Raw genomic sequence first — 23,912 nt, forward strand, 5'->3', positions numbered from 1 at the left:
TGCACTAGTGCAATAACATTCTTGCATCGGTGCAAATTTAAGTCAACTTTGGCACTAAAGTTGTCCCCATGACAGACTTCGAGCCAGATTCAGGCAGCACGCACGCCGGCCGCCCGCTCAAATCAAGCCAGAACGAAATCATCCTGAAGGCCTGGCGATTGTTTGAAGAGGTGGGCTTTGAAAACACCACCATGAGTCAAATTGCTGATCATGTTGGAATTTCTAGGCGCAGTCTGTTCAATTACTTTGCGAACAAAAATGCCCTGCTTTTTCCTGCTATCGATGAGTTTATGGATGCTTTCAGGGCCCACCTGCTTGAGCGCCCGGCAGATGAAAAGCTATTTGATTCATTGCAGGCGACTCTAGAACTGACCGCGACTCACACAGATGATGTGCTCAAAATTTTTTCTCCCGGCCCCGAAGTATCACGGGCCCGGTTGACCGATGACGTTGTTGCTTTTTACCGCGATGTCTGGTCTCGGGAGATGCAGGAGGCGGCCTTGGACCGACTCGGGAACGACCAGAACGCGAGGATCCAGGCTGGTTTGGTTGGCGCAATCGCAGCTCAGGTGTGGACGGAAATTATCCGACTTCAGCGCGAATCAGATACTCCAATGGGTGAGTCCGAAGCTGTTGCCATAATCATGGTTCAGCTCCGGAACCTCTTCAACTAATTTCTGCTTTATTTGGCAACGTCAAAGCGGTCAAGCATCATGACCTTGAACCAGGCGGCCACAAAGTCGTGAACCAGCTTTTCTTTGGCGTCATCTGATGCATAAACTTCGGCGAGCGCGCGCAGTACCGAGTTTGAACCGAACACTAGGTCGACTCGACTTCCGGTGAACTTCACAGCTCCAGTCTTGCGATCACGCGCGTCAAACAGCTCTCCGGCTGGTGACTGCGCGTGCCAGGTGTTGTCTAGGTCAAGCAGGTTCACAAAGAAGTCGTTTGACAGGGTCTCTGACTTATCGGTGAAAACGCCGACCTTTGAACCACCGGTGTTGGCCCCGAGCACACGAAGACCACCGATGAGTACGGTCATTTCAGGTGGAGTAAGTGCAAGTAGGTTGGCTTTTTCAACCAACAGGCGGTCGGCGATTGGGCCATGGCCCTTGCTGGCGTAGTTGCGGAAACCGTCTGCGTATGGGCGAAGGTATTCAAACGAGGCAACATCGGTCATTTCTTGAGTGGCATCAGTGCGGCCACCAACAAATGGAACCTCTACCTCGACACCTGCGTTTGCAGCAGCCTTCTCAACCGCCACACCACCGGCAAACACGATGAGGTCGGCCAGCGATAGCTCAACACCAGGGTGAGAACCAATAAACGCAGCCTGAATACCTTCAAGTTTGGTCAAGACGGCATCTAGCTCAGCTGGAGAGTTGGCCTCCCAGTTGCGCTGAGGTAGAAGGCGAACGCGAGCACCGTTGGCGCCACCGCGCTTGTCTGAATCGCGGTAGCTTGATGCTGATGCCCATGCGGTCGAGACCAACTGAGCAACTGAAAGGCCTGAGGCCAGGACCAAAGCCTTTAGAGCCTTTAGGTCTTCGGCGCTTGGTGCCTTGCCGGTCGGCGCAGGCACTGCATCTTGCCAAATTAGAACCTCTGCAGGAACCTCAGCACCTAGGTAGCGTGCGCGAGGACCCATGTCACGGTGAGTCAGCTTGAACCAGGCTCGAGCAAATGCGTCAGCAAATGCGTCTGCATCGGCTAGAAAACGGCGCGAGATTTTCTCGTACTCGGCGTCGTAACGCAGAGCTAGGTCGGTAGTGAACATGATTGGTGCGTGGCGCTTTGATGGATCGTGCGCATCGGCAACCGCGTCTGCAGCAGCGCCGTCTTTTGGAACCCACTGAATGGCTCCGGCTGGGCTCTTCTGCTGCTCCCACTCGTAACCAAACAGGGTTTCAAAATAGCTGTTGTCCCACTTGGTCGGGGTTGGTGTCCAGGCACCCTCAAGACCACTGCTGATGGTGTCTGCGCCGTTGCCGGTTCCGAAGCTGTTGTTCCAGCCAAGACCCATCGCCTCAAGCGGGGCAGCCTCTGGCTCTGGGCCAACATTGCCCTCAGGGTTTGCGGCTCCGTGGGCCTTACCGAATGTGTGACCACCGGCAATCAAAGCAACGGTTTCTTCGTCGTTCATAGCCATGCGGCCAAAGGTCTCGCGAATGTCGTTGGCTGAAGCCTGGATGTCAGGGTTGCCGTCTGGGCCCTCTGGGTTTACGTAGATCAGACCCATCTGAACCGCAGCAAGCGGGTTTTCTAGAGTCCCTGCGTCTCGGGTTGAGTCATAGCGCTTATTGGCCAACCACTCGGTCTCTGAACCCCAGTAAGTGTTGTCTGGCTCCCAAACATCTGCGCGGCCGCCACCAAAACCAAAGGTCTTCAGTCCCATAGATTCGAGTGCGCAGTTACCAGCCAAAATCATCAGGTCAGCCCATGAGATTTTCTTGCCGTACTTTTGCTTGATTGGCCACAGCAAACGGCGGGCCTTGTCTAGGTTTACGTTGTCAGGCCAGCTGTTCAGTGGTGCAAATCGCTGAAGGCCCTGTCCGGCGCCACCGCGACCATCGGTCACGCGGTAGGTTCCGGCTGAGTGCCATGCCATACGAATGAAGAAAGGACCGTAGTGTCCGTAGTCGGCTGGCCACCAATCCTGCGAGGTGGTCATTAGATCGTTGATTTCAGCCTTGAGCTCTGCCAAGTCCAAAGACAAAAATTCCTGGCCGTAGTCAAAGTCAGCGCCCATTGGGTCGCTCTTTGGAGAGTTGTGAAGCAGTGCGTCGGTCTTAAAAGACGATGGCCACCAATCGTTATTTGATGTTCCAACTGGCTCGTTGGTCGCTCCGGTGTATGGGCACTTTGCTTCTGAAGACATTTACAACCTCACCTATTTGATTCTCGGGCTTACAAGGGTTGGCCAACCGCTCTGATTAAGCCCGTATTCCCAACCAACACCCAGATTCACGTTGATTTAGACTGCAGTTAATGAACCTTCCAGACACCGATCACCTCATCGCGGCCGAGGAGTCTTTGGCCGAGGCTGAATCGGTGTTAAAAATTTTTGAACGAGCCGAACCACACGACTTGCGACCGCGTGAAGCACTGGCTGCGCTGCGGCTTTGGCTGCGTGGCGAATTGGCAGTTGGGCCAGTGCGCGATGCGGCGTTTGCTGCTCACGCCGCGGCCAGAGAAACCACAAACGAGGCCGCCCGATTTGCCGCCCGAACCTGCGGTCAGGCAGCCTCAGTCGCCCACGTTGCTACCCACAGTTGGCACGTCAAGCGATACGCCGATAAAGCACGCGAATCTGCTGCCATTCTTTGATATTGTTGAAGCAAACAACCATCTAAAGGAAAACATGACCGCACAGGCAAACATCGGAGTCGTTGGACTCGCAGTAATGGGTTCAAACTTGGCTCGCAACCTTGCAAGCCGCGAGGGCAACACCGTTGCCGTTTACAACCGCTCATTCGAGCGCACTGAGCTGCTCATCAACGAGCACCCAGAAGCAGGCTTCATTGCATCAGAGACCATCGATGAGTTTGTTGCCTCATTGGCCAAGCCTCGCACCGCGATCATCATGGTTCAGGCCGGTAAGGGTACCGACGCCGTTATTTCACAGCTAACCGAGCGTTTCGAGCCAGGCGACATCATTGTTGACGGTGGTAACGCACTATTCACCGACACCATCCGTCGTGAAAAAGAAGTTTCAGCCAAGGGCATCAACTTTGTCGGCGCCGGTATCTCAGGTGGTGAAGAGGGCGCCCTAAAGGGTCCTTCAATCATGCCTGGTGGTTCAGCAGAGGCCTACAAGACCCTCGGCCCAATCCTTGCTTCAATCGCAGCAATTGCTGAGGGTGAGCCATGTGTTACCCACGTTGGCACCGATGGCGCTGGCCACTTTGTCAAGATGATCCACAACGGTATTGAGTACGCTGACATGCAGCTAATTGCTGAGGCCTACGACATCCTTCGTCAGGCCGGCGCCTACAGCCCAGCCGAGATTGCAGAGATTTTCACCGAGTGGAACAAGGGTGACCTCGAGTCATTCCTAATCGAGATCACCGCTGAGGTTCTAAAGCAGGTTGACGCCAAGACCGGCAAGCCATTGGTTGATGTAATTCTTGACCAGGCCGGCTCAAAGGGCACCGGTGTTTGGACCGTTCAGACCGCTCTAAACCTAGGCACCCCAGTTTCAGGTATCGCCGAGGCAGTATTTGCTCGCTCACTTTCATCTCAGGCCGCACAGCGCGCCGCAGTTGATGGCTTGCCGGCAGATGCAACCGAGTGGACCGTGGCCGACAAGGCAGCGTTTGTTGAAGACGTTCGTCGCGCACTTTACGCATCAAAGTTGGTTGCCTACGCACAGGGCTTTGACGCAATTCGTGCCGGCGCCAAGGAATACAACTGGGACATCAACCTAGGTGCTGTTTCAAAGATCTGGCGCGGCGGTTGCATCATCCGTGCTCAGTTCTTGAACCGCATTGCTGACGCATACGGCAAGAACGCTGAACTTCAGTCACTCATCTTTGACCCTTACTTCAAGCAGGCTGTTGCTGAGTCAGTGTCATCATGGCGCACCGTGGTTTCAAAGGCTTCGCTTGCCGGTATTCCGGTGCCTGCCTTTGCATCGTCGCTTTCTTACTACGATGGCTTGCGTTCACCACGCCTGTCAGCCGCTTTGGTACAGGGTCAGCGCGACTTCTTTGGCGCTCACACCTACAAGCGCGTAGACATGGAAGGCACTTTCCACACCCTATGGTCAGGCGACCGTTCAGAAGTTGAACAGGCTCCAAGCACCCACTAATTTGAGGCTTCATGCCAAAAAAGAAAACCCGGTCGATACCTCGACCGGGTTTTCTTTTACCAATGAATTATGGGTGACGCAGAGGGCTTGCTGGCAGGCGCTCTTGAGCAACCCACTTTTGGCTGAATCCAAAGTTCGAAGCCATTAGGTCAAGGAACGGCACAGCGTCGAATGCCTCTGGGCCAAGCACACCCGCGCCTCGCCAGGCACCACTGGCCATCAGCTCAAGGGCAATAACCGGCGCGTATGCGGTCTGGGCAACCACGCACTGAGCATCAAGGTCGGCCATCGTCTCTGAGTTATCAGCCACGTGATACAAGAAGGTTGCGCGGTCCTTACCATCAAGGTCTTTACCGGTGACCAAGATTCCAACACAGCTCTTGCCGGTCATCTGTGGACCAATTTTGGCTGGGTCTGGCAGCACGGCTGCAACAACATCGCGCGGCGAAACATCAACCGGGCCCTGAGCCGAGCGCACTCGATGAGGTTTGGTTTGGTCTAGCCCAAGCTTCTGCAGGGTCTTCAGAACTTCGATAAATTCGCGACCCAAGCCGTACTTAAAACTGACCCGGTTGGCCCGAATAAATCGCGGCAACATGGTTACTTCTTCGTGCTCGACATTCACACATTCGAGCGACCCGATGCCCTCTGGGAACTCAAAAATCTCTGGCTCGCTAAACGGCTCGGTGGTGTACCAACCGCGGCTGCGCTCGTAAACCACAGGAGGGTTTAGGCACTCCTCGATGGTGGTCCAGATTGATGAGTGCGGTGCAAATAGTTCGTTGCCATCGGCATCGCGAACCGTTAGGTTGCCACCGTCCTTAACGCTGATCTCGTCGATTTCGCTGAACAGATTCTCAGCCGCGTAGCGAGCAAAAACGTTGGACAATCCCGGCTGCGCGCCGCAACCAACCAGCGCCAATTTTCCGGAACGTTCCCACTGGTCGTGCAGGGCAAATTGACCGTCACCCAACTTGATACCGGTTTTGTGGAATGGGTCGGTTTCGTGCGGCTCTGAGATGCTCATTGCCATGTCGATGTAGTTGACCCCAGCGGTGTAGGCCGCAGAAAAAATGGTCGGCACAAACTTTGGCTCAACCGCATTGATCAGGTGAGTCACCTTGTGATTTAGGCAAAGCTCGGCAACTACAGCTGCCTGGCTGGCGTCAATCTTGGCAGCTAAAAACTTCGATGCTACGCGGTCGCCGTGACGAGCGCGGATCCAGGCGATAGTGGCTTCAGCGCGGGCAAAATCGTAGTCAGAAACGATAAAGATGTCATAAAAACTGCGGGTTGCGGCGATCTTTGCGATTGCATCGCCAACACCACCGGCGCCAACCAAAAGGATTCTCATAGAACCAGCCTACCTAGCGAATGCGTAGGTCTGCGGCTGGGTCATTAACCCAGTCGACAACTCCCTGCCAATCGCTAAAACCGTCTGTCAAAGAGAAGTGTTTTACGCCCTCAAGAATTACGGCACGTGCTCCGAGCGGGTCTCCGTAGGTTGCTTGAACGCCGTCTGGAAGCCAAGGGTCAAGGTCGCTACCAACCAGCGTGATTGATTTGGCAGAGGCCAGTGCGGCATCAACCACTTGGCGCTTTTTGAGGTTGACCTTTAGGCCCTTGACCTCACCCAAAAGGTCAGGGTCAGCCGGAGCCACAAGCAATAGACGGTCAACCGGCGTCTTGATTTTGCCCTCGGCGGCGGCCTGTATCCAGTTCACACAACCCAGCGAATGACCAATCACAATGGTCTCGCCAGAACCTGCCTCAGCAAGCAAATCCAACTCGGCAAGCAGCAGCTCCTGCCACTCCTCTAGCACCGGGGAATCGGTGTTTGGAAACTGCGGATAAATAACCTGGTGCCCCTGGTGCCGCAGTGTGCTTGCAAGTTTGCGCTGCCAAACACCCTCTTGGCGGCGGTTGGTCCAGCCGTGCATGATCAAAATTCTTGCCATAAAAACAATCTATGTTGTTGCCTGATTTGGGTCTAGCGAGGGCATAACAATCGGTAACTTAGGCAAAGAGTTCAGCAGCCAAAACCTGCCCTGGCTGAACACCTTTGGCAATCGCAAATACCGCTGAGCCGATCGGGGTGGTCCATTTATTCAAGAGATCAAACCGCTCTAGGCGGCGTTGAACCGGGATAAATTGCGTGTCAAGATTGCGCTGATAGGCAGTCCAGAGCAGACCAACATCTGGGTTGCCATCGGCCGATACCCCGGTCTCGTAATTGAACGGGCGTCTAAAAAAGCGCTCTCCGGGCGCGTGAGCGTGGGCCCGGCGAATGTGTGCAAAGTCAGGGATTACCTTCAGACCGTTTGCATCGACAGCATCAAAATCAATGACATCGGTCTCATTGGCCTTGCCCAGTGGAGCGCCGGTGTCGAGCGTGCGGCCAATCACCTGTTCTTTTTCAACCCGACCAAGTTGGTCCCAGGTATTCAGCTGCATGGCAATTCGCCTAAAGACCATGATGGTGCCACCCTGAATCCAGTTGGGGCCATCGTTAATCCACACCAAATTCTCAAAGTCATCCGTGGCCAAACCGGGGTTATCGGTGCCGTCAACCTGGCCCATTAGGTTTCGCTGACGAACACCGTGCGGCACAACGCCCTGGGCGTTAGAAAAACCCTGCTGTGACCAACGCACCGATGCAAAACCAAGACTGTCGGTGATCAGGCGGCGCACCGCATGAGACAACACAATTGGGTCGTCGGCCGAAACATGGATCAGAACATCCCCGCCGCTAAATTCGGATTTCAGAGCGTCAATTTTGAATGCCGGCAGGTTCTTAAAAGAGTCTGGCATTTGGTGCTCGAGCCCCAGCTTTTCGAACATCGCTGGACCAAAACCTACGGTTGCCGTGAGTCGAGCCGGGCCAAGCGCCAGTTGCGGTTGAGCGTCAGCCAGAGCTGCATCTCCCTGGGTTAGCCGGGCAATGTCGTCGGTCAACAGCGACATCCAACGGAGCATCGCAGCTCGGTCTACCCCATCGAGAAGATCGAAGGCAACAAAATTGGTAAAGGTTTGTAATTCAAGCTCGATGCCGTTTTGGTGGGCTCCGTAGAATTTTTCTTTGCGCTTGAGTACCGCGGTTTGCGATTTGATCTCGGCCGCTGCAGCGGCTTGATCGGCCCCAAACCACGCACCCGCAGATGCGCCAACTATGGCACCGGCCGAAGCAGATGCCCCCGCCAGAAAGCCTCGGCGCGATACTTTACTCAATCGGTTTCTACTCTTGGTTTGAGACGTATTCTTCGTCTCCGGCAAGTGATTCTTTGGCTGGCCAAACCACAGCAACGTCATCGGTGCCTTCAAAATCAAGGGTGATTTTTACTTCTTCACCAATTAGCAGCGGCTGCTTTAGACCCATAAGCATTACGTGCAATCCGCCCGGCTCTAAGCTGACGGTCTCGCCTGGAGCAATCGTGATGCCGCCTTCTTTTGCCTGCATCTTCATTTTTCCGTCAACCATGGCAACCTCGTGAACCTCGGTCATCATGGCACTCTCAGAGCTGGCTCCAACCAGAGTAATTTCTGAATCAAGGTTGTTGGTGATGGTCGCAAAACCTCCGGTCATGCCACCCGCGGCTTCGGTGCCTTCGTAAACTCGCACCCAGCCGTCGACTATCGAAACCTCGGCCACAGCCTCTGGCTTGGCTTCAGCACAGCCGGTCAGCGTGGTCAAAAATAGCGTGGCAACTAGCGCAGCGAAAATCTTTTTCATGCCTCTATTCTACAATTCGTAGAACAACCATGCAAAACCGCTAGCGGCTAGTCGCGGCTGGCGTTTTGACGGCGCTTGATCCAGAGCACGCCAATCAGCATCAACAGCGCAGATGCCAAAACCCATGGCCAGATGGAACCAAGGAACAATGCCAAACCGGTGACCGCGTTGGTGATCACACCGCCGGCAGAGCCATCGCCGTTGCCCTCATTTGCCTCTGGCTTTTCGGTAGCTCCGGTGGTGTCGGTTGGGTCTGGGTCTTCACCATTCAGAATCCCGTCTCCATCCATATCCGGGTCGGTTCCGTTCGGAATACCGTCGCCGTCGATATCTGAATCCTCGTTGTTTTCGATGCCGTCGTTATCGGTGTCCACCGGCTTCTGACCACCGTTGCCGGTTCCATCAGTTGGGCTTGGCTTTGGAGATGGCTTGACTGGTCGCGGTGACTCAGTTTCTTCTGGAGTCGGCGACGGAGTCGGAGTGGTAGTAGGGGTAACCGGTGGGGCTGGAGGCGCCGGAATGATCTCGGTAACAGTTGCCTCAGCGCCGGCACCATTTACGTTTAGGGCGGCAATCTTGATTACGTAGGTACGTCCGGCCTGAACCTCACTGATTGTGTAGTTCAGGGTCTCGTCGTCAATCTCGATGGTTTGAGTCTCGGCACCGCCTTCGATTCGAACACGGTATCCGGTAATGGCCTCGCCGCCATCAGATTCAGGGGTAACCCAGGCCAGGTTAATCTTCTTGCCACCGATGTCGTCGACATCTGAGCCAAGTGAACGAGGCTCAGAAGGTGTGGCAACACCAAGGTGAACACCCTCGGTGACATAGTCAGTTGAGGTTGGAGCAAGCTCAGGTGCCGAAGTGACAGTAACTACCTTCACGCTGTAACCAGTAACCGGAGCCGTGGTTGCCGATGGGCTCGGCGACGGGCTCGGTGAAACCGCGGCGGTTCTGAAAGTTGCGGTGCGGAACACGGCGGTACCTGAGCGGAACGAGGCGGTATCGGTGTTGCCATCGGTGGCGCCAGAGCGCGAGCCATCAATTGAGCTAACCAAAACGCTGGTGGTTAGGTTGGCGCTCGGTGAAACCAGAATTGGGTCGCCATAGTCGGTGGTGCCATTACCGCCTAGGAAACCTGAGCCGCTGGTTCCACCAATCGTTCCCGCATTGTTTGTGCGGGTGTTATTCGCTGGTTGACCAGGGCGGGCCTGAGTTGAGTCGAATTGAGATAGTGTGCCTGAGCTACCTACGGTGTTATCTGCTGCCAGAACACCTTGCCCACCAGCTCCAACCGTAACTGTTTTAGCTCCTGAACCCACCGAGAGATTGGACAGATCTTTGACCTCTCCACCACCACCACCTGCACCGTAGTACACACCATAGATACCGCGGTTACCGCTTGCACCACCACCGACAACTAGTGCACGAACTTTAGTGACTCCGGCTGGCGTATTCCAGGTTGTCGAACCGACATTTGTGAACTTAACTACGCATTCGTTTCCGGATCGCGTGCTTGTAACTCCTGCCGAAGACCCCACTGTTTGAACACAGTTTCCTGTACCTACCGTGACATCGGCAAAACTTGCCCCGACGCCAACAGCCAGGCCGGATCCAGCCAACAAAAGAGCGGCCGACAGGAGAGCCCGTCTGAGATGCCGACGCTTCGCAATAAAGCTCCCCACACAACCCTCCTTACGCCCAAAATCATCAGTCCGGATACGCCAAATAGCGCTCTCGCAACTGTCAAGTCTAAAAAGGACAAAAACAGGACAAATGAAATGTTCGGCTTGACCGAACAGATATCCGGACTTAATTGGCGTACCCAAAAACTCTCAGGAAAGTCCCCCGGTTAAGAGAAAACTCCCTCGGCCGAAGCCGAGGGAGTTTGTCGCTAAAAAGCTAGATTACTTAAGGGTAACCTTTGCGCCAGCGCCCTCTAGGGCAGCCTTTGCCTTCTCAGCAGCGTCCTTGTTTGCGCCCTCTAGAACGGTTGCAGGTGCACCGTCAACAAGAGCCTTAGCCTCGCCTAGACCTAGGTTGGTCAGTGCGCGAACTTCCTTGATAACTGCAATCTTCTGGTCGCCAGCAGACTCAAGAACTACGTCGAATGAGTCCTTCTCTTCTGCAGCAGCAGCTGCAGGAGCAGCAGCGGCAGCAACAGCAACTGGAGCAGCTGCGGTAACTTCGAAGACCTCTTCGAATGCCTTAACGAACTCTGAAAGCTCGATTAGTGATAGTTCCTTGAATGCATCGATAAGCTGCTCAGTGGTCAACTTTGCCATGATGTATCTCCTTGTTTTTATAAAAGTTTGGTTTGTAAAGCTTGGGTTTTAGGCGGCTAGCTTGGCGCGTAGTGCGTCGATAACGCGTACAGCCTGTGATAGCGGTGCCTGAGTTGTAGCAGCAGCCTTGTACATCGGAGCCTTGAAAAGTCCTGCGGCCTTGGCCAATAGAACTTCGCGAGACTCGAGATCTGCAAGCTTCTGCACCTCTGCAGCAGAAAGAGCAACGCCGTCTAGGACACCGGTCTTTACTACTAGTAGAGGATTTGCCTTCGCAAAGTCACGCAAAGCCTTAGCAACTGAGACTGCGTCTCCGGTTGCAAAAGCGAGAGCGGTTGGTCCGAACAACTGGCCGTCAAATGCGGTTACTCCAGCGTTCTTCGCAGCGATCTCAATAAGAGTGTTCTTTGCTACGGCGTAGGTTGCGTCTGCACTGATGTTGCGACGTAGCTCTTTGAGCTGTGCAACGGTGAGACCGCGGTACTCGGTTAGAAAGACGGCGTTTGAGTTCTGGAATAGACCAGTTAGCTCAGCTACCTTCTCGACCTTGTTCGCCATGGCGCTCCTTGAATGTTTATGTCGGTAGCCCCGGGAAATAAAAAATGCTCCATGCAGACGCATGAAGCAGTAAAAAACTCAGTTTAAAAACCAACGAATTGAACTTCTAAATACACCTGCGTGGGTTGACACTTTCGTATCCTTCGTTGCCTCGCGAGAAGCAAAACCGACGGTCTGTGGCTTCTTACAGCCTACAAGACCGCCGAGATCAGCGCAAGTGCCAAAAACCCCACCGGCGCTAACCGATGGGGTTTTCTGAAACTAACGACTAGTCGTTGTACTTCTTGGCACGTGGTCGGCCCTCGCCCTTAGGCTTGTCTGCCCAACGACCCTTACCAGAGCCACCGTAGTTACCACGGCCACCTGAACGGCCACCGCCTGAACCGCCGCGACCTTCGCGACCGCGGCCACCGCCACCGTTGCCACCGCGTGAGTCACCAAAGTCAAGTGCCTCTGGAGCCGGAGGTGGAGCGATTGGGCCAGCTAGCTGCTCAAGCAACTCGCTTGATGGGCGTACGTCTGAGAAGATTCCGTCGCGCTCTGCACGACGAAGTAGGTCTTCCATGCGGCGGCGACGGCTGCGTGGTATCAGGGTGATAACAGTACCCTCCTTGTTCGCACGACCGGTACGGCCAGAGCGGTGAAGGTAGGTCTTGTATTCCTCTGGTGGATCAACCTGGACCACAAAAGCAACGTCGTCAACGTGGATACCGCGAGCGGCCACATCGGTGGCAACTAGAACACGAACAGCACCCTTGGTAAAACGCTCAAGGTTGCGGTTTCGCTGGTTTTGGTTTAGGTCACCGTGCAGACGAGCAGCTGGAACACCAGCCTGGGTCAGGCTCTCGCTCAAACGCTCTGCGGTCATCTTGGTACGGGTAAAGATGATTGACTTGCCCTCACCCTGAACGATGCGCAAAAGAACCTGTGAACGGTCTTCAGGGTCAACGGTCATTACGCGGTGAGTGATGTTGGCAGTGTCGGTCTCTTCGTTCGGAACCTCGTAAACGTATGGGTCAGGAAGGAATTCCTTAACCAATGCGTCGACCTCGCGGTCAAGAGTTGCCGAGAAAAGCAGCTTCTGGCTGTCGCCGGCAGCGCGCATGATGCGGCGCACACCTTCGATAAAGCCAAGGTCACACATGTGGTCAGCCTCATCGACAATCAGGGTTTCAACCTCTGAAAGATCGATGATGCGCTGTGCCATTAGGTCTTCAAGACGGCCTGGTGTTGCTACAACGATGTCAACACCGCGGCTCATGGCGTTCTCTTGCTTGCGCTGAGGAACACCACCGTAGATGCAGGTTGTGTAGAAACCAACTGCGCGGGCAATGCCGTTTACAGTGCGGTCGATCTGGTCTGCAAGCTCGCGGGTTGGCGCCAAAATTAGCGCACGTGGCTTGCCAGCCTTGCGTGGCACTGAACCAGCAGCAATCAACTTGGTAACTAGTGGCACGGTGAACGCAATGGTCTTACCCGAACCGGTCTTACCGCGGCCAAGAACATCGCGGCCAGAAATTGCAGCTGGGATGGTGCTTGCCTGGATAGGGAACGGAGTTGATGCGCCCATGCCCTCAAGAGCAATAAGCACCTTTGGGTGAAGACCCATGGCCTCGAAGCTGTCAGCGGTGATTGCCTCTGACTGCTCTACTGCCTCTAGACGCTCAAGAACCTTGTCCTCGAAGAAAGCCTTCTTGTTTGGGTTTGAGTCGCGTGCACCGCGGAAGGTTGACTCACGTGAGTCATCGCGTGCGGCACGGTCTGGGCGGTTTGGGTTGCGGTCTTCCGAGAAGTTGCGGCGTGGGCCACGGTCATCGCGTGATGCAAAGTCGCGGCGTGATTCGTTGCGGTCTTCCCATGGGCGGTTTGACATGCCACCGGCTGGGCGCTGCGCGCGGTCGCCAAAGTCACGACGTGGAGCACGGTCATCGCGGTTGCCGTATGAAGGGCGGTCATTGCCACGGCGGTCATCTGAACCACCAAAGCGCGGACGGTCGTTACCGTATGACGGACGTGAGTCGCGGTCACCGAAGTCACGGCGAGGTGCGCGGTCATCGCGGTTGCCGTAAGAAGGACGTGAGTCACGGTCACCAAAGTCACGACGTGGAGCACGGTCATCGCGGTTGCCGTATGAAGGGCGGCCATCACGGGCTGCGCGGTCATCAGCGTTGTAACGAGGCTTGCGTGCTGGTGCACCGGTGCCTTCGCCGTTGCGCGGAGTCCAGTCGCGACCGCGGTCTTCGCGGCCACCATTCATTTCGCGAGGTGAGGTGCGGCCTGCAGCTGGGCGCGAGTTACGGTCGTTGCCGTATGAAGGGCGCTCGCCACGAGGTGAATCACCGTAGGTCTTTTTTGGGCCGCTCTCAAAGAACGCGCCCTTTGCTCGTGGAGCACGTGATGGTCCGGTGCCGTCGGCTGCGCGGTGAGGCGCACGACCAGAAGTCGGTGCTCCGCCGCCCTTGTTCGAAAACCCGCTGTCGCGGCTTTTCCCGTTTTCACGTGGCTTGAAATTGTTGCCGGCAGCTCCCTTAGGCGCGCGCGACGATGACTTGCCAAATCCAGGCATAGTTGTAGATTCCTCTTCAGTTGTGTTGGCCCTCGCAGGGAGTAGCTGCTTGTGGGCCGGTGGGCTAGTCGAACAGCGCTAAACCCACACACGAGAAGAACATCCGCAATACGGCGGATTCTCATTTAGAGGAAAAGACTGGTACATCTCAGAGGCGGCACTTAGGTGGCCACATGATTCAAATGATGTACTGCAAACGACTACTGTCACGAATTCGTAACGTTCTTAGACTACTTGAAGGTTTGGCTTTTGGCTATAGCAAAACCTAGATTGGCACCTTGATCTCTAAAGTCGTGCCTCGATCGGTGTTGTAAAGGCGCCAACCCAGCGAGACCTCGTCAAGAATCGATGATCCAAAACCTGGCACCACACTGCTGTTTAGCGGCACGCCGTCGTTTGTGATCTTCAGCTCGAGGATATGTTCGTCAACCTGGGCAACCTCAACCCAAACCTTGCTTGCCTTGCCGTGCTTGGCAGCATTACTCACCGACTCGCGAATCACACTCGTAAAACAGGCCGTTGCCACCGAGTTTGCGCGCACCCGATCTGCCCAATCGGTGTTTAGTGGCGGCAAATTCAGCTCAACCACACCGTCCCACATCGTCTTAATCTGGTTCAAAACCTCATCAAAAGACTCTTGTTCCTCAATGGTCTCAAGCTTCTTCAGTGCCCCGACGATGTCTGACTCGATGGCCTCAAGGTAGGCGGCAGACTTGACCTGCTCTTGGCTGAGTCTGATGGCAGACGCATACAGCGCCGACTGAATTGGCCCGTGAATCACAGATGCCACGCGGCGGCGGTTGAGCCAAAGCTCTTGCCTCAACTGCGCCGTCAACACCGATAGCTCACCCAGCACCTTGGCCATCTGAACCTCTGCGTCATGGCGCTGGGTTCGAGCAATCTGCATGGCAAAGCCGAGCAGGGCCAAGAACAGCAGCATGGTTAGGTACTGCATCAGGGTTACGCTACTGAGCCCCAAGCCCAGGGTGTCCAGCACAAATCCGGTTACCAAAGTGACAATTGCCATCACGCTGGCAACCGCAAATGATGCGACGATTGGTGAGACCCACCAGTTGCGCAAGCCTTTTTGAGCCACGCGGGTCAACAACCAACAAAGCAAAACACTGATGACTGCTGTGATTTGTGGCTGGCCGTTGGTCACTGCAGCAGGCACCGTCAGTGTCACCGAGGCAGAACCAAAGGTGGTTAGCGACGGCACGACCATCTGCCCTACCGAAATTTTGGTCGGGAATCGGCCCCTAGAGCGAACCGCAAAACCCTTTGAGGCGTTTTCAAGCGCGGCCTCGGTTGCTGAGGTGACGCGGCCAATTTCATGGCTAAGTGGCCGAACCACATCTTCGATGGTGTCGCGCAACCTAGGTGCCAACTTTGAAACATCTTGGCTCTTTAAACCACGGCGCAATTGCTCAACCACCGGAATCAGGATTTCCTGCGCTTTGGCAAGCAACTCAGCCTGCTGCTGGGCCACCTGCCCGTGCATGTTTTTACGCAGCGAGTCCAGGGCAGATTTTTGCTTCTCGAGGTCAGCAATCACAATGTCGTGGCGGTCTTTCGAAGCGTTATAAATAGCCAGCGTGGCTACCGAACCAAACACAAAAAACGGGCCGGCATAAAGCCTGAACAAGAGTTCACTCGGCGAAATCAGCCCAAAAGCCGAACCAACACCCCAAACCGCAAAACCGCGAGCAAACCCGGCAAGCAGCAGCGCCAGAGTGGTTAGCAGCGGCTTAGAACCCCGATCGGGCCCAGCCAGAAAGGTCTCGCGCGCAGCAATCAGGACCGCAATGGTAGCAAAATAAGCACCCGTGGCAATAAAAAACCATTCAAGAAATGAACCGCCAAGGCGACCCGGACTACTAATGAGAATCAATGCGTATGACGGAATCGCAAACTGAAAAAGGTTGCGGTTGCTAAGCGCCACCGGCCCGGCCGCGTTGTAAAACGCCTCGCGAACACTAATTCGCGGAGTCAGAAATTGGCTCGGCATGACTACTCGCCGGTCGTGGTTCCTGAAGCTTTGAGGTACTTGGCCGCGGCCTCTACTCGAGCATTACCGCCAGCATCGATGTCTACACCCAGGGCAATAAACACTCGCGACACGATGCCTTCTACGGCACGGATAGAGGTTGCGCGCTTCTCAGCAATCTGACCGTTCGAGTAACCCGCAGCAATCAACTGCAGCACCTCAATCTGCTTCTTCGAGAGAGTGGCGAGTGGGCGCGAAGGGTTTAGGTCGTGGCGCATGTGTGGCGTAACTGAGTCGTGAAGCACGGCCTCTAGCGCATTAACCAATTCATTGGAGTCAATCAGCTGTGACTTACGAAGATAAGAGACACCCTTAGGGAGCTCATTTGGATCCTGTCCGGCAAAGCGGGCATCAGGCAGGTTGGTCAAAAACACAATGCCGACATCCGGTGAGGTGGCCTGAATCCACTGAGCAAAATCAAAGCCGTTTGGACCGGCACCGAGCTCAATGTCGAGCACTACGGCATCTGGGTCAAAATCCTGAAACAACTTTTTGGCTTCGGCGGCGTTAGCAGCCACGGCAACACTGAAACCGGCTGCTTCTAGCGACTTTGCAACTAGGTCGCGCAGCAGTGCCTCGTCCTCGACGATGACTACGTTCCGATTAAACAATTTGCCCCAAATCTTGTGATCTAAAATCCGTGCCAATAACGATCCAGGCACAAATTAGAACTTAAGACTAAATCAGATTTCTTTCGGCGAGCGCTGATTGCAAATCTGCATCACTCGGCTCAACCAAAAACTTGCCATCTTCAAACAAAATTACCGGGATGTTTTTGCGGCCAGAAATACCCTCTGCCTCGGCAGCAACTTCGGCGCTCTCAGAGACGTCTTTGACGTCATAGGCAACCTCAAGCTTGTTTAGCAAAGCCTTTGAACGGCGGCAATCAACGCACCAGTCAGCGCCGTAATAAGTTACCTGAGCCATGTTTCCCTCTATCTCAATCGATTGTTATCTGGAATAACAAGAGTTTCGCCATCAAAGGTTATTCCCGTTAGGTCGCGCACCACGATGTCGGCATCGCTCAGCAGAGCGCGTTCAGAAACCCCGATAATCAAGCCGGCCTCGGCCTCAATAGCTGCCTGAACACCGGCAATTGCGTCTTCAAAAACCACGCAGTCATGGATGTTAAAGCCAAGCCGCTCGGCCCCAAGCAGGTATGGATCAGGAAAAGGCTTGCCGCGCTTTACATCACTGGCGCTAACCAACTCGGCTGGCACCGGCAGCCCGGCGGCCTCGAGCCTTGCCTTGCCCAGATTCACATTCGCCGAGGTGCATACCGTCCAGATTCCCGGCCGCAGCGAGTGCAGCAACTCAAACGCGCCACCCAGGGCAACGGTTTGTCCGGCTGTATCTTGCTCGAGCTGGTTGATGCGGTCGTTGGCCTCTGCAAAAAGCTCAGGTGCCACGTGCTCGCGAACTTTATCTTCAGCCCGAACGCCAGCGTTTTCAGAACTGTTCCAATCCCAGCCGGGGGCATACTCGCTAGACCAGGTGGCCCACGCTGCTATTGCTGCCTCGTGAGAGTCAACCAAGACGCCATCGTTGTCAAAAAGCAGCCCCGATGCCGAAAATTTCAACTAAGCCTGCTTCTTCTCGCGGTTGCGCTCAGTGATAGTTAGGTAAATACCGACTACCGCCAGAACCAAAAGAACCTTGGCTGGCAATAGGTCTTCAAACAACCACTGGATAGACGGCTCGGCCAAACCTGGCTGAACGTTGCACTCCTCTTCCTTGCAGTCCACCGGAACCTCAGGCCACACCTGCAGCTTTTGGATTGCCATCTGGCCAAAGGTGAAAGCCATAACCGATACGACCGCACCGAACACGATTGAAAGCACAAAGTTTAGGTTGGCAGCACCAGCGGCAGCCAAAGCCTTGCGAGGCTTAGGGGCTTCGGCCGTCTTGGCTAAGCGGGCCTTTGATGAAAAGCGGGTTCCGGCAATAATGCCCAGCGCAATGATCAGCTGAATGATCACCCAGACCCAAACCTGAAGGTCGGTGCGGGTTACTTGGTAAACCACCAAACCAAAGATCATGGCAAAGGCGGCTGCCAAGATTGGCACGGCGTAACCAAGACCCAGGGCCTTTTGAGCCTCTGACATCTTTGGCTTGCCCTCTTCATTGGTTTCGATGGTGTCTACGCGGAAGACAAAGGCGCGAAGCAGAACCGTGATGACCAAGGCGGTTGCCAAGAAGATTGGAAGGTAAACATTCAAGAAGTGAATGAATACGTCTGAGCCCTGACCGTAGTAACTGTTGAACGAGCTCAGGAATGTGCTGATGGCAAAGATTGCACCAATCGCCAGAGAAATAATGACTGCAAGGTTGGTGAATCGGTGGGCAGCGCGGGCCATCTTGTGGTCCTCACCAAGAGCATGGCGGGCCTTGATTGCCCAGGTCTGGCCAAATAGAGATGCCAGCGAGCCAACTGTGATGCCCAAGAAGTTTAGGTACACCGAAATTTTGAAAGTCTCTGGTGGTGGGTTCTCGCCGTAGTAATACGCATTCGAGTTATAGAGGTCTGCATAAGCGGCACCCATGAATAGCGCCCAGGCAATGACTAGGCCCAGTAACGGTAGTGCAACAGCGCGGTTCTCAAGAGGTATTTTTCTCATATCCATCACTCTAGCCCTCTAAACTTTTTTTATGATCCTTGTTATCGGCGAAGCCCTCATTGACCTAATTGAAAACCGTTACCAGCCAGGCGCATTCAACGCCATTGTTGGTGGCGCAAACGCCAATGTGTCTATCGCCTTGGCTCGCCGCGGCACCCCGCAGCAGTTTCTTGCCCGCCTCTCTAAGGATGGTTTCGGCAAGCTCATCCGGGCAAAGCTAGAGGCCAACCACGTGGGTCTTGATCACGCCATCAGTGCCGACGAACAGACCACTTTGGTCACCGTATCGATCGACTCACACGGTGTGCCTTCTTACTCTTTTTACGTCAATGGCACCGCTGACTGGGGCTGGACCCCAGAGGAGTTGCCAACCGATGCCGACCTGGACAACCTGCACGCCACCGCAATTCAATTTGGCTGCCTAGGCATGGCCATGGGACCGGGCAACATGGTTATCGAAGACTGGGCGCGCGAGCACTACAAGCAGAAGTCGGTGACCATCAGCCACGACATCAACATGCGTCCGGCCCTCGGATTTGAGCGCAACCACGAGCGTCTTCGCGTTGAGCGCATCAACGACATTTCACACGTAATCAAGGCCTCAGATGAAGACATCGAATGGCTTTACGACCTAGAACCTGGCACAGACATCGACAAAATTGTCTGGAAGTGGATTGGTGATTCTGGCCGCCACGTCTTTATTACTCGCGGTGGCGACGGAGTCTCGACCTACCGCCTTGGCGCCGATGGCAGCAAGATTCGATTTGATGTTCCATCTCGCAAAATCAATGTGGTTGACACCGTAGGTGCCGGAGATACCTTCTGCGCAAACCTTCTAGGCCAGCTTTCAGATGTGGATGCCTTGGGCACCGACCCGTTTGACCGCCTGCAGAACCTAAGCGATGACGTGTTGCGTGAGTTTGTTTACAACGCAGGCATTGCGGCCTCGATCACCTGTGAACGTGCGGGCGCCGAGCCGCCAACCTTGGCCGACCTAAACGAAGTCTTGGCGTCAATCAACTAAATGTATGTAATTTCAAAGCTTCAAACCGGTGAACCAGTTTGGGCTTTTAACACTCGCGACCTCATGCGAGCCGCCACCTGTGATCACTGCGTGCGGCTAGCCGTTGCCCGCGAACTGAAGCTTCCCGGCGTTGCCGAGCTCGTTGCCCCGTACGAGCAAACTGATAAAAACCTGGCCATGCGCTACGGCGATAAATTTGAGGCCGAGATCGAGGGTGAGCTTCGCGAGCACCTTAGCGAAGATGACTTTCAACGCCCAGAAGGCAACGATAAGTTTGCCGAGACCGTGACCCTAATGCGCGCCGGAGTGCCGGTTATTTATCAGGGTGAACTTCAGCACCGATCAGGGCTCTCAGAATTTCGGGGCCGGCCAGACTTTTTAGTCCGGGCTGACTATGAACTCGAATTTGTTGACGGTCGGCTCACTGCCAAACAGAATCCAGACCTAGCCGGCATCGGTGGGTATCTGGCCTGGGATGCAAAACTGGCCCGCTCGGCCAAGCCCCACTACCTGCTTCAGGTGGCAATCTACGTTGATGCCCTCGAGGCGCTTGGCCTGAAGGCCGAGGGTGGTTTGCAGGGATTAATTTTGGGCAGCCGAACCACCGAGGTTTTTGAGGAGTCAGAGATTGTGCCGGCAATGCGCCGTGCCCGAGCGGTTTTAGAGGCTGCCTTCACCAAGGTTGCCGCGGGCCAAACTTCCGAGTTTGAACTCGAGAACCTTGATCTGCACTGCGAGTCAGAGAGCACCTGCAAGATCTGCGAGTATCCGGGCCTTTGCGCCCAAAACCGTAAAGACCTTGACCACATGGTGCAAGTTGCAGGCATCAATAAGAGTCAGATTGAAAAGCTGCGCAAAGCCGGCATCAACACCATGACACAGCTGGCAAATGCCACCGATAGTCAGCGTCCGAGCGATTTTATTGGCCTGACCTTTGACAAACTGCGCAAGCAGGCCAGCCTTCAGGTTGGCTACAACCAGACCGGCCAACACAAACACATCGTGGTTGAAGACCCTGAAATTGCGGTTCTGCCACCTGCCTCAGCCAACGATATTTTCTTTGACATGGAGGGTTTTCCTTACTTCGAAGAAAAGGGCGGGCTCGAGTATCTATTTGGCGCAGTCACTCGCGACAAGAAGTTTCACTCGTGGTTTGCGCACGACCGCATCCAAGAGGCCGGGGCCTTTGCCGGTTTCGTAAAGTTTGCGTACGACCGGTGTCAGGCCGACCCAACCGCTCACATTTACCACTACGCCCCCTACGAAGTTTCGGCCCTCAACCGACTGGCCACTCGGCACGGATTGATGGAGGCCGAGGTTGACTGGCTGATTTCTGAGGGCAAACTGATTGACCTATACAAAGTGGTCAAGGGCTCAATTATGGTTAGCCAGCCAAGCTACTCGATTAAGAAACTTGAACCGCTATACGGGTTTGGGCGCGACGGAGAGGTTGCCGATGCCGCCTCTAGCATCGAGGAGTATGACAACTATCGCAGCGCCATTATTGAGGGCGCGCCTGAGGCCGATCAACTACTGCAGAACATTGCCGATTACAACGAGGATGACTGCATCTCGACCCTCGAGCTTTACGAGTGGTTGGCGGCAATGCCCGAGGCAGGCACCCGATACGCGCAGCACCGCAAGGCTGTCGATAGAAAAAAAACTGAGCGCGCAGCTGAGGCTAACCCCGATGATGGATCGGCAAGTAAAGCCGAGCTGGCGCTTCTAGAACTTCAGCGCGCGACCAAACACATGGCTGCCGCGCTCGAAAGCTTTAACTACGGAGTCTCTGAAGCGGCCGATTACCGAGCTACGGTTTGGCAGGCGCTGGTGCACTCAGTGCTCTATTACAAGCGTGAAGAAGTTGTCTTTTGGCGAGAGAACCACATGCGCGTCGAGGCCCCATACGAGACGCTAGCCAAAGACCGTAAGGCTCTTGTGGTTTTGGGCTGTCACCAGGTTGAATCTGACGCGATTTTTGAAGCACGGGACCCCCAAGCGTCGATCAAGGTCGAGTACACGTATCACCTCGAGCCAGGTCAGGTAGTTCACCTAAAGCCCGGTGACTCAATCTTTGTGCGCTACGACTTTGGCTCAAACCAGCAGGACCGCGATTACGGAACCCTATTGGAAGTCGATGATGACCGAGTTCGGTTTGTTCGAACCGGAAAAGTAGCGAACATGCAATACGCGCCTAATGCAATTTGGGCCAATGATTTCATTCCCGCGCGTTCCAAGAATGACTCGGTTCGCGACCACGCGCTGGCCCTTGCTGCCGAATGGGTGTCTCCGCTCAATGAAGCACCGCTTGGTTTTGCCGCCCTGGATTTGTTGATGCGCCGACCACCGCAAACCTCTGACGGCAAGGGCTTAGCGCCGGTGGTTAAAGGCGATTACCTACCTGCCGTGATCGATTCGATTGACCGCTTGAATAAATCAGTTTTGGCAATTCAAGGCCCACCCGGATCAGGCAAAACTTATCTGGGCTCTAGAACAATTGCCCACCTGGTGGCTACCGGCAAGCGCGTTGCCGTGGTGGCCAACTCTCACTCGGCTGTCGAGAATCTACTCAGTGGCTGCATCGATGCTGGTGTGCCGGCCGAAAAAATTGCCAAGTCCGCCAAGAGTGGTGACCGCACGCCTAAGGTTTGGTTCAAGCCGGCCAACGCAACCAAAACCGCCGAATGGCGAGCCAAACAAGCGGGCGGCTATGTTGTAGGAGGAACGGCCTGGACCTTCTCTAACCCACAGTTGTTGGCCTCACGCTTTGACTACATCTTCATCGACGAAGCAGCTCAGTTTGCCCTAGTTGATGCCATCGCGGTGGCGCAGGGCTCAGACAACATGATTCTGTTGGGCGACCCCCGCCAATTGACACAGGTAGTGCAGGCCATTCATCCGGGTGGAGTTGAAAACTCAGCCCTGGGCCACTACATGGGTGACCACGCAATTTTGCCGGCCGAGCAGGGTTATTTTGTTGAGGTTACGCGGCGCATGCACCCGGCCGTTAACCAACCGGTTTCTTGGCTTTCGTATCAGGGCCGCTTGCATTCGTTCAGTGCCGCTGCCGAGCAAAAGATTGAGGGCTTGACCCCTGGCCTGACTTTGATACCGGTGGAGCACTCGGGCAACATCAGCCACTCTGATGAAGAAGTTGCCGCTGTGCTGCAGCTTTGCCACGGGCTTTTGACGCGCGTTGAGCAAACCGAGGTTTTGATAGTTGCGCCTTATAACGCTCAGGTTGATGCCATTCGGCATGCGCTGGACCTGGATGGGTTGAACCAGGTCGAAGTTGGCACGGTCGATAAGTTTCAGGGGCGCGAAGCCATGGCTGTGATCATCAGCTTGGCTGCATCGAGCGCCGAAGACGCACCGCGCGGACTTGAGTTTTTGCTGGATCGCAACCGCTTGAATGTGGCGCTTTCGCGTGCCAAAACTAACAGCTATCTGGTTTATTCACCGGCGCTTTTGCGCACCAAGTTCAACAGCGTTGAAGACGTAAAGTGCGTTAGCCGATTGGCCGGATTACTAGAGTTCGCTAACGCCTAGCAAGAGTCCAACTAGGTAGGTAGCGCCAACCGCAATGCCGCCAAACATAAGCTGACGCAGAGCACTGGTAACCCATGACTTGCGGGTGAACTTGGCCGCAATGCCACCGGCAACCAATAGGCCAACACCACCGATTGCCAAACCGGCAAGCAGTGAGTCGTAACCAAGGATGTATGGAATCAACGGCACAGCTGCACCGATACCGAACATCGCGAAAGATGAGAATGCAGCCACCCACGGTGACGGGTTGGAGTGCGGGTCAACACCAAGCTCTTGGGTAATGTGAACGCGAGCGGCAACATCCGCGTTTTCGTGAACCTCGCGGGCCGCAACTGCTGCAGTGGCCTCGGTCATACCCATGTCGCTAAAGTGGCGGGCCAACTCGTGGACCTCACCCTCAGGGTTGCGCTTGTGCGCCTCAATCTCGACGGCTAATTCAGAGTGAACCTGCTCATTTGAGGTCTTGACAGACGCGTACTCACCCAGCGCCATTGAAAATGCACCAGCAACCAAACCAGCGGCACCGGTAACAACAATCACCGGGGCAGAGGCACCCGCAGCACCGATACCGGCAATCAGTGCGATGTTTGAGACCAAACCGTCCATGGCACCAAAGACTGCAGCGCGCAACCATCCACCAGAGATGTCTGGGTGGCTGTGATCGTAGTCGTGCGGGTCGGTAGTGCGCACGTGATTAGCGCTGTAGCTCAGGTCGTTCATAATTA

Annotated in this window: 20 protein-coding genes; 5 read left to right on the plus strand and 15 right to left on the minus strand. The window is 55.0% G+C overall.

What is annotated here, in order from left to right; translation table 11 throughout:
- Window positions 1–68 precede the first annotated feature (68 nt).
- Window positions 69–674, plus strand: coding sequence for a TetR/AcrR family transcriptional regulator (locus tag OO731_RS05595; protein WP_264889972.1), 606 nt, complete (start codon window positions 69–71; stop codon window positions 672–674).
- An 8-nt stretch (window positions 675–682) separates the two neighbouring features.
- Here the strand turns inward: OO731_RS05595 and katG are convergent, their stop codons facing one another.
- Window positions 683–2,878 (minus strand): catalase/peroxidase HPI, encoded by a 2,196-nt coding sequence (gene katG / locus OO731_RS05600; protein WP_264889973.1) that lies wholly within the window; start codon window positions 2,876–2,878, stop codon window positions 683–685.
- Window positions 2,879–2,988: 110 nt separating this feature from the next.
- On the opposite strand from katG, the gene OO731_RS05605 reads away from it, so the two are divergent.
- Window positions 2,989–3,327, plus strand: a complete 339-nt coding sequence (locus tag OO731_RS05605) for a putative immunity protein (protein WP_264889974.1) — start codon at window positions 2,989–2,991, stop codon at window positions 3,325–3,327.
- Window positions 3,328–3,361: 34 nt separating this feature from the next.
- The gene (gene gndA / locus OO731_RS05610; RefSeq protein WP_264889975.1) at window positions 3,362–4,810 is read left to right on the plus strand and encodes an NADP-dependent phosphogluconate dehydrogenase; all 1,449 of its coding nucleotides are present in this window, start codon (window positions 3,362–3,364) and stop codon (window positions 4,808–4,810) included.
- Window positions 4,811–4,877: 67 nt separating this feature from the next.
- On the opposite strand, the gene OO731_RS05615 is transcribed toward gndA, so the two are convergent.
- From OO731_RS05615 to OO731_RS05675, 13 genes are all read right to left on the minus strand, one after another.
- Window positions 4,878–6,164 carry a saccharopine dehydrogenase C-terminal domain-containing protein gene (locus OO731_RS05615; RefSeq protein WP_264889976.1) on the minus strand — a complete coding sequence of 429 codons (1,287 nt, stop codon included), beginning with the start codon at window positions 6,162–6,164 and terminating at the stop codon, window positions 4,878–4,880.
- A 13-nt stretch (window positions 6,165–6,177) separates the two neighbouring features.
- On the minus strand, window positions 6,178–6,768 hold the full coding sequence (locus OO731_RS05620) for an alpha/beta hydrolase (protein ID WP_264889977.1): 591 nt from the start codon (window positions 6,766–6,768) through the stop codon (window positions 6,178–6,180).
- 58 nt (window positions 6,769–6,826) lie between these two features.
- Window positions 6,827–8,038 carry a Dyp-type peroxidase gene (locus OO731_RS05625; protein WP_264889978.1) on the minus strand — a complete coding sequence of 404 codons (1,212 nt, stop codon included), beginning with the start codon at window positions 8,036–8,038 and terminating at the stop codon, window positions 6,827–6,829.
- A 7-nt stretch (window positions 8,039–8,045) separates the two neighbouring features.
- On the minus strand, window positions 8,046–8,540 hold the full coding sequence (locus OO731_RS05630; RefSeq protein WP_264889979.1) for a copper chaperone PCu(A)C: 495 nt from the start codon (window positions 8,538–8,540) through the stop codon (window positions 8,046–8,048).
- A gap of 47 nt (window positions 8,541–8,587) precedes the next feature.
- Window positions 8,588–10,081: a fibronectin type III domain-containing protein gene (locus OO731_RS05635; protein WP_264889980.1), complete on the minus strand. Its 1,494-nt coding sequence runs from the start codon at window positions 10,079–10,081 to the stop codon at window positions 8,588–8,590.
- Between the two features lie 366 nt (window positions 10,082–10,447).
- On the minus strand, window positions 10,448–10,825 hold the full coding sequence (gene rplL / locus OO731_RS05640; RefSeq protein ID WP_138275800.1) for a 50S ribosomal protein L7/L12: 378 nt from the start codon (window positions 10,823–10,825) through the stop codon (window positions 10,448–10,450).
- 48 nt (window positions 10,826–10,873) lie between these two features.
- Complete coding sequence (rplJ, locus tag OO731_RS05645) at window positions 10,874–11,383, minus strand: 50S ribosomal protein L10 (RefSeq protein ID WP_264889981.1); 510 nt, start codon at window positions 11,381–11,383, stop codon at window positions 10,874–10,876.
- Window positions 11,384–11,651: 268 nt separating this feature from the next.
- Window positions 11,652–13,949, minus strand: a complete 2,298-nt coding sequence (locus tag OO731_RS05650; protein ID WP_264889982.1) for a DEAD/DEAH box helicase — start codon at window positions 13,947–13,949, stop codon at window positions 11,652–11,654.
- 265 nt (window positions 13,950–14,214) lie between these two features.
- Window positions 14,215–15,957, minus strand: a complete 1,743-nt coding sequence (locus OO731_RS05655; protein ID WP_264889983.1) for a hypothetical protein — start codon at window positions 15,955–15,957, stop codon at window positions 14,215–14,217.
- A gap of 2 nt (window positions 15,958–15,959) precedes the next feature.
- A complete protein-coding gene (locus tag OO731_RS05660; protein ID WP_264889984.1) occupies window positions 15,960–16,607 on the minus strand; it encodes a response regulator transcription factor in 648 nt (215 codons plus the stop codon).
- Between the two features lie 67 nt (window positions 16,608–16,674).
- Complete coding sequence (locus OO731_RS05665) at window positions 16,675–16,923, minus strand: glutaredoxin domain-containing protein (RefSeq protein WP_264889985.1); 249 nt, start codon at window positions 16,921–16,923, stop codon at window positions 16,675–16,677.
- Between the two features lie 8 nt (window positions 16,924–16,931).
- Window positions 16,932–17,576 (minus strand): HAD-IA family hydrolase, encoded by a 645-nt coding sequence (locus tag OO731_RS05670; RefSeq protein ID WP_264889986.1) that lies wholly within the window; start codon window positions 17,574–17,576, stop codon window positions 16,932–16,934.
- A complete protein-coding gene (locus OO731_RS05675) occupies window positions 17,577–18,614 on the minus strand; it encodes a hypothetical protein (protein ID WP_264889987.1) in 1,038 nt (345 codons plus the stop codon).
- 31 nt (window positions 18,615–18,645) lie between these two features.
- Between OO731_RS05675 and OO731_RS05680 the strand changes: the two genes are divergently transcribed.
- Together OO731_RS05680 and OO731_RS05685 are read left to right on the plus strand one after the other, a co-directional pair.
- On the plus strand, window positions 18,646–19,638 hold the full coding sequence (locus tag OO731_RS05680; protein WP_264889988.1) for a carbohydrate kinase: 993 nt from the start codon (window positions 18,646–18,648) through the stop codon (window positions 19,636–19,638).
- Window positions 19,639–23,187 carry a TM0106 family RecB-like putative nuclease gene (locus OO731_RS05685; RefSeq protein ID WP_264889989.1) on the plus strand — a complete coding sequence of 1,183 codons (3,549 nt, stop codon included), beginning with the start codon at window positions 19,639–19,641 and terminating at the stop codon, window positions 23,185–23,187.
- Here OO731_RS05685 and OO731_RS05690 read toward each other — a convergent pair.
- Window positions 23,167–23,907, minus strand: a complete 741-nt coding sequence (locus OO731_RS05690) for a VIT1/CCC1 transporter family protein (protein ID WP_264889990.1) — start codon at window positions 23,905–23,907, stop codon at window positions 23,167–23,169. The two genes, OO731_RS05685 and OO731_RS05690, sit on opposite strands and share 21 nt — an antisense overlap.
- Window positions 23,908–23,912: the final 5 nt, after the last annotated feature.

The sequence above is a fragment of the Rhodoluna sp. KAS3 genome (assembly GCF_026000575.1).
Classification (GTDB): Bacteria; Actinomycetota; Actinomycetes; order Actinomycetales; family Microbacteriaceae; genus Rhodoluna.